Annotated in this window: 10 protein-coding genes and 1 pseudogene; 1 reads left to right on the plus strand and 10 read right to left on the minus strand. The window is 58.0% G+C overall.

Annotated features, from left to right (window positions below):
* The 10 genes and pseudogenes from BVER_RS34665 to BVER_RS26730 all read right to left on the minus strand — a co-directional run.
* Positions 1-774: pseudogene (locus BVER_RS34665) on the minus strand (IS3 family transposase); the annotation flags it as partial.
* 101 nt (positions 775-875) lie between these two features.
* Positions 876-1,580 (minus strand): recombinase zinc ribbon domain-containing protein, encoded by a 705-nt coding sequence (locus BVER_RS32985; RefSeq protein WP_332309155.1) that lies wholly within the window; start codon positions 1,578-1,580, stop codon positions 876-878.
* A complete protein-coding gene (locus BVER_RS36040; RefSeq protein ID WP_198155417.1) occupies positions 1,577-1,795 on the minus strand; it encodes a recombinase family protein in 219 nt (72 codons plus the stop codon). Before BVER_RS36040 ends, BVER_RS32985 begins: the two co-directional genes overlap by 4 nt.
* 937 nt (positions 1,796-2,732) lie before the next feature.
* Positions 2,733-3,200 carry a hypothetical protein gene (locus tag BVER_RS26705; RefSeq protein ID WP_050455829.1) on the minus strand — a complete coding sequence of 156 codons (468 nt, stop codon included), beginning with the start codon at positions 3,198-3,200 and terminating at the stop codon, positions 2,733-2,735.
* The gene (locus BVER_RS26710; protein ID WP_083452384.1) at positions 3,184-3,624 is read right to left on the minus strand and encodes a type II toxin-antitoxin system VapC family toxin; all 441 of its coding nucleotides are present in this window, start codon (positions 3,622-3,624) and stop codon (positions 3,184-3,186) included. Before BVER_RS26710 ends, BVER_RS26705 begins: the two co-directional genes overlap by 17 nt.
* Positions 3,621-3,878, minus strand: coding sequence for a type II toxin-antitoxin system Phd/YefM family antitoxin (locus BVER_RS26715; protein WP_050455831.1), 258 nt, complete (start codon positions 3,876-3,878; stop codon positions 3,621-3,623). The genes BVER_RS26710 and BVER_RS26715 overlap by 4 nt, the downstream gene beginning before the upstream one ends.
* Positions 3,879-4,648: 770 nt before the next feature.
* A complete protein-coding gene (locus tag BVER_RS26720) occupies positions 4,649-4,948 on the minus strand; it encodes a type II toxin-antitoxin system RelE/ParE family toxin (protein WP_050455832.1) in 300 nt (99 codons plus the stop codon).
* Complete coding sequence (locus tag BVER_RS26725) at positions 4,945-5,199, minus strand: type II toxin-antitoxin system ParD family antitoxin (protein WP_050455834.1); 255 nt, start codon at positions 5,197-5,199, stop codon at positions 4,945-4,947. The genes BVER_RS26720 and BVER_RS26725 overlap by 4 nt, the downstream gene beginning before the upstream one ends.
* 273 nt (positions 5,200-5,472) lie before the next feature.
* A complete protein-coding gene (locus BVER_RS31960; RefSeq protein ID WP_157056250.1) occupies positions 5,473-5,613 on the minus strand; it encodes a hypothetical protein in 141 nt (46 codons plus the stop codon).
* Between the two features lie 78 nt (positions 5,614-5,691).
* Positions 5,692-6,069 (minus strand): hypothetical protein, encoded by a 378-nt coding sequence (locus BVER_RS26730; protein WP_050455833.1) that lies wholly within the window; start codon positions 6,067-6,069, stop codon positions 5,692-5,694.
* Between the two features lie 358 nt (positions 6,070-6,427).
* Here BVER_RS26730 and BVER_RS30805 point away from each other — a divergent pair.
* Positions 6,428-6,625 (plus strand): transposase (locus tag BVER_RS30805; RefSeq protein WP_157056252.1); only part of this gene is annotated, 198 nt, incomplete at its 3' end.

Consider the following 6,625-nt stretch of genomic DNA (forward strand, 5'->3'; position numbering starts at 1 on the left):
ATCGCCTCCAGCGTAATGGCCACACGGTGCGCAAGAACCTTGCGGCTCGCCCAATCCACTACCGCCATCAGATACACGAAGCCGCGCGCCATGGGAATGTACGTCGTGTCGAGTGCGAACACCCGGTTGGCGCGTTCGATCTTCATGCCGCGTAGCAGGTACGGCCAAATCTTGTGCTGCGCGTTGCGTCGGCTCGTGTTCGGCTTGCAGTAAAGCGCTTCCATACCCATACGCTTCATGAGCGTGCGCACACGGCGGCGGCCAACTCCGAAGCCATCTCGTCGCAGCAGCCGCACCAACAACCGCGCTCCGGCGAATGGAAACTCCAGATGCAATTCGTCGATGCGGCGCATCAGCCGATGGCCGGCTTCGCTCACCGGCTGCGGCTGGTAGTACGCGCTTGATCTTGCGATGCCGACCAGCCGGACTTACTGCGACACCGACAACGCATGACCACGGTCAATCATCGCTTTGCGCTCAGCAATCCCGCCTTGTTGAGCGCGCCGTCATATGAAAATCATTTTCCAGAGAAAGCTGGCCGATCTTGGCGTGTAGGGTCTTCACGTCTACCGGCGGCTCGCTCGATACCGCGCCCGTCGTTCCGAACACGTCGGCTGCGCGCTCCTGCAACTGCCGCTTCCATTCCGTGATCTGGTTCGGATGCACATCGAACTGCTGCGCCAGTTCGGCCAGCGTGCGATCGCCCTTGACTGCGGCCAGCGCCACCTTTGCTTTAAACGCCGCTGAGTGCGTGCGTCGGGTTCTCTTCGTCATGTCCTCGGTTCCTTTGCGTCATGTCCTCGGTTCCTTTGCCTGCATTATCGCTGGCTCAGGCCCCGAACGATCCACTTATCCCGCTGTCCGACTTTCCGCGATCACCTCTGGCGACCACCGGTCCAGTGAACCGTGGCGATTGCTTCATTCGTGTTGTCGTCCAGATCAATCACGACTTCCTGAATGAGAATACGGGTCAGCCGCTGCTTTGTTCGCATATCGGTGCCCGGCGCATTCCACGCCGCCGGAAGATCGTGCGCGAGCGTCATCAACTGCGTTTGGTTGATCGCGGGCCGGCTTGCAACCTCGCGGGCCAGAAGCGCTGCGCGCTCTTCGAGGTGAGCGACACGTTCAAGGGCTGCATTCCAACGCGCTTCAAGCTCGCGTGCAACCAATCGTTTCGTCGGATCGACAATCTCATACCGGCGCGCGGCAAGAGAGGCTTCGTAGCGCGCTTCCTCGAGCTCGCAGGCTAACGCGCGACGCGCATCGTCGCCTGCGCGTGATGTTTGCTGTGCAGCGCGAATGGCCGCTTCCACCGCATGCTCCGAAACCGCTTCAAGAATTGCGGTTGCCACCGCTTTGTCGATACGTATTCCACCGATTCCTATGCAGCGAAATGCTCCGACATGTGCTTCGTCGCCACGGCAGTAATAGCGATGCGCGTGACCGGCTCTCATGCCGTAGTTGACTCGCATCATTCGACCGCACCGGCCACATCGCGCCAGGCCAGTCAGCAATGCCCGCCCGCCACGAGCAGATCGGCGGGAAGCCCGCTTCTTCATGTGTGTGTTCTCGGCAATCATCCTTTGATGCTCCTCGAACTGATCCCACGTGAGTACCCTGGGTGATGGTCTCGCAACAGGACGCTCCAGTCCTTCATTGGCTTGGAGTGGCCTTCAGTCTTTCGAGCCCGTCCGTCGACGACCGCAGTTCCAAACACATACGCCCCAGCATAAACCGGATGCTCCAGGATCTGGACGACCGTGTGATACGCAGGCCGGCTCCATTCGATCCGGATGCCCGCGGGCCCGCGTTACGGGCAGCTTGACGTCCGATTGTATGACCCATAGCAGCACCTGACGGGCACTGCCGAGTTTACGAAACTTACTACGGAACAGCACCCGGATGGCCTCAGTAACCCGCTCGTCTGGATCCATCTCGATCTGTCCCAGCTCGTTCCAGCAGTAGCCGGGAGGTAACGCGAAGCGCAATTCCCCGCGCCGGGCCTTCGAATCACGGGCGGCGATGCCGCGCTGCCGCAGCAGACTGAGTTCGTACTCCGACATCGTGCCTTTGAGTCCAAGCAGGAGACGATCGTTGACCAGCCTGGGGTCATAGATACGCCCATGGCCCGTGCAGATTCAGCGAGCGCGTACGACGATTCTGGCTCTCCGTGTGCTCCACTACCTGGCTCATGGTTGACTGCCGGACATAGACAACTGCACCGCGGCTGAGATGTTCAGCGGAGATCTTCTGGCTCATCGCTAGCTGACGACCTCATAGGAAAGGCGTCGTTTTCTTATCGCATGGTCGAACGCGAGGGAGATCTGGTGCAACGGGTACGTTTACCTGCTTTTAACAGCCTACTGATCGTCGACGGGATCGGTTAACTGATCGGTTTCAATGGCGGCAACCTGCACTTTCGACTCGTTTAACGCGTGCTACGAGCGTTGCGCATCATCCGCACGTCAGCTCACAAATCCCAGCTTCGGCGACAGCGTGGTTGCAACGGCTCTGCTCTACAGAATACTGCATTACTCGATCGCCTTCCCGATCGAGAGCCCATCGTATCGTCTGTGCGAGCATGCCGATCTATTTTATGATCACTTGTGCAATCGAGCATCTTCCTTGAATTCGACGCCTACAGAAACGCCACGTCGACGCCTAGGTGACCAGGCGTAGCGCGTGGGCGGGTATGTCGCGCCACATATGTATGTCGCTAAGACATGGCTTGCTCAGCCATGTGTGGCGTCATGGGCGCTCTGGCGAGTGAGGTCTTTCACGCGGTTAGCCATTTCATCGGCCGTGATCTCGCCGCGCTGACAAGCTTTGGAAAGAGCCTCAAGCGCTTGTCCCTGCGCCAACCAATGCGGATTGTCGGGCGTCGCGATATGCCTTGGCTGCCCGGAGGCCGCTGGGAAGGCGATACCCGTGACGGCCGAGTTTCGCTGAAAAATCTCGGCGAGAAGCTGGTCAACCTGGTGGGTGTAATCGCTCGAAAAATCCCGCGACACCCATACGGGACCGGCTGAAGTCGTCACGTCTAGCCCACCGACATGAGGAAACAGATCGAAGATGCGCGTGAGCGCATCAACATCCTGGGGCGTGATCTGGCTGATCCCCTTGCCGATCATGAGCAACTGCCAGGGGCGATCCGGCCGACGCTCTTTGAGGCGGGTTTGAACATCAATGTTCTCGCTCATGGAGGGCTTCCCATGGGTTGAGTAGCGGCACGCCGGTTATGCGGAAGTCCGCGATGTTGCGGGTCACGATCGTCATGCCATGGACGAGTGCCGTGGCTGCGATAAGGCCATCCCGGTAGGGTTGAGGATCGGGCACATGCAAGGGGGCGCTACGTCGCGCAACGGCCGTATCGACCGGCAGCACGCGATCAGCGAAAGCCGACAAGACAGACTCATCCAGCCAGCTGCGCAAGACAGCGGCTTGAGTCGGGTCTTTTCGCTCTAGCTGCAAAACACCGATTTCCAGTTCCTGAACGACGATCGCCGAAAGGAAAAGGCTGCTTTCATGAACCGTCTGCACCCATGCGACGACATTAGGATGAGCTTTGCCAGTTCTGACCTTTCGCAGCTCGGAGACAATGTTTGTATCAAGTAGAAACATCAGGAAAGATCGGCCGCACGGGCCAGTTCGCGGAATCGCGGAAACTCAATCTCGATGTCTTCGACACCGGCAGGCCATCCCAAGACATCGGCGATGCTGCGCCGACTACCGGTGATGCGCTGGTATTCCTCGATGCTGAGCAGGACATGGGCGGGTTTGCCCCGATCGGTGATAAAAACCGGCCCCTCTGAGGCAGCTTTCTTGGCCCGGCTGGTGTCCTGATTGAACTCCCGGCTCGATAGGGTGGTGATGGTCATGGGCGATATTCCTGTTTGTGTTTGCAGAAACGAACCGAATTATAAACTTTACTACAAAAACTTCTTTTGTCAATCCACCTCTATTTTTTTGGGCTGCGCAGAGGGATCAAGAAGCCGCCCGGAGGCCGCAGCGGAGCATGTTGCGCCGTGCGCAACGCAGCCCGTACAAGGGCGCGAGCACCGAACGGGCGAGGACGACGGCAGGCGAAGCCGATCCTTGACGCCTTGGAGCGGCCTGAGCCTATCGGGTGGGATACAGAGCGAGAACGGGGTGCAGGGGCAGCGCCCCTGCGTTGAACGGGTAACTTCACGCCCGAAAGGCGTGTCCATTATGAGCGCAGACGCGAAGCGTCGAGCAGGGGGATGCCGGGTGTGAGGCCGCGAAGCGGCCGGGGCGTCCGAAGGACGCGAGTCGGCGGGGGCGTAATCCCCCAAGAGGCGGTGAGGGCTTTTTGGACTTTGTTTGGATGGTTCCTAAAGACGAAAGTTATCCACAGGCTGAGCTATTTTAAGGGTTTTAATACTTGTTTTAGGGAAACGCTGATCAATGGACCAACTGGCCAAGTTGCAGAAGAGATGGCGTCGAAATTTTCAGATGACGAAGCGCATTGATGCCCAATTCGGTGAACTGGACGCGTGAACGAGATTCCTGTTCACGTTTTCCATACGCGTGACGGATTGCTCCCACGGACTGATCGTAAGAGATTTCGCGCAATCACCAGGTTTGCCAAAGCGCAACAGACTGAACAGTTGCGCGATGTTCTAGATTACTAGAACAGAATCGCGGCGTAGTTGCGCGCACCGTGAATGACATGCACCACGTCGATGCGCGCGATCGGCTCGCCGGTCGCGCGATAAAAGATCAGGTAGTTTCCGTGTGCGCGGTAGCGCAAGCCCCGGCGCTTGTAGCAAGGCACGAGCGGGAAGGCTTGTGGCATGGCCGCTAGGCTTTCGCACTTCTCGCGCAGTTCGGCGACGAAGGATCGTGCGCGGTTCGGATTGTCGCGGGCAATGTAATCGCCGATCGCTTCAAGGTCCGCCTCGGCGTCCGGTAGCAGTCGAACGATCATTTACCTTCGGCCATCCGGCGATACTTGTCATCCAGCCGGTCGAAAACCTCTGTGGCCGGCTTACCCTTGCCCGCGTCTGAATCAGCAAGGCGCTTTTCCATGATCGCATCGAAGGCCCCGAATTGCGCCTCGCGGTCTTGCAAGAGCCGCAGGCCCTCGCGCAGCACTTCGCTTTTCGAGCCATACCGGCCGGTGGTGACAAGTTGCTCGATGAAGGTTTCGAGCTTGGTTCCAAGTTCAGCGCTGATCATCGTCATTCCTCGGGATCATGTTACAGTCAACATAACACAATTATCAATTATTATCATTTTTTGGATATCCGATCCAAAGATGGATGCGCCCGATCTGGCCGGGTACGCGGTGAGCTATCGACACGGTACGCTCGCGAGTTTCGCCTTCGTTGCCCCGCGCACCCCTTCGACTTCACACACGAAAGCCCTGTAAAATCGCGCTGCTTCTGCTAGACATGGACTATGCGCCGGTACATCATTCGAGGCTCGAGGGTTTGCCGCCCTTCGGGTAGGTCAGTTCAACAACCAGTTCAACATCGGGCTCGTCATGGCGTGGTACGTGAGGATCGCACCTAATGCCTTGACGATGAAGATCTGCGGCGCAAGGCGTGCACGCAGACGATGGGCGGCACGGATATATTCGATGGGGGACATACCGACGTTCCTTGAGTTGTAATCCCTGGTCGGCGACCAGAGCTAAATTCAGTATGCTGACCGTACCCCGAAGTCAAGCTACCAGCGATTGCGATCAGGAAGATCGTCGACAGCAAGGTTCACGCTATTCTCGAAGCTGCCTTCGTCTCCGCCCGTGGCGGGAATGCGGGGAAACTGGATCGATGCGATTCCGTCGATGTAAACGCGTTTAGCAAGCTGCTGGAGCTTGCGATAGCGGGCTGCGTCGTTAAGCACGGTGTCGACGGGCCAATAGTCGCTCATCGTGATTTTGCCGTCCGCTATTTTCTTGGCGATCATGCCAAAAATCGGCCCGCGCTTTTCCCAATCATCTTCGTTGCGGGACAACAGGTCGATCAGAAATGCAGTGTCGACGGAGCCGATCTCCTTCCGAATAAGCTTGAGGAGGTCGCCCTCCTTTGCCTTCGGACGCCGCATACGGGCGTTCTAGATCTCCCCCGCCTTATCCAGCGCAGCATGGCGGTCATTGCCGGTCGGAATCCAAGGCGTCTGCATCCCGCAGTCCTCGCAGTAGATACAGCAGACCTTTTCAGTCGGCGGCTCGTAGGGCGAGCGTGCCTCCATATCATGGTATCAGGGGCCAAGCTCATGCCGAGGTGGGAGAAGTCTCTCTCCGGCGCTGACGGCCGGCCAATCAATCGTTGAGAAAACCCGAAAGCCCATGCTCAGCCGCAATGATCGCAGGGGAACAGTTCGTCAGTCATGGCGGGGTCCTAGGCTCTGTTCACATTTGAAGAAATGTGTTTACATCTCATCTTTTGCGTAAGCGATCAAGATGAGTCGAATGTTGTTGACCGATGAGATATGGGGACGACTGGAGTCCATTGTTCCGGGTAAGCCTGGTGATGTGGGTCGGCATGGTGCAGATAATCGGTTGTTCGTAGAGGCAGTGCTGTGGATCGCGCGCACGGGTAGCCCGTGGCGTGATCTGCCCGAGGAGTTTGGTCGATGGCATACGGCGTACATGCGTTTT

The sequence above is a fragment of the Candidatus Burkholderia verschuerenii genome (genome assembly GCF_001189365.1).
Taxonomy (GTDB): domain Bacteria; phylum Pseudomonadota; class Gammaproteobacteria; order Burkholderiales; family Burkholderiaceae; genus Caballeronia; species Caballeronia verschuerenii.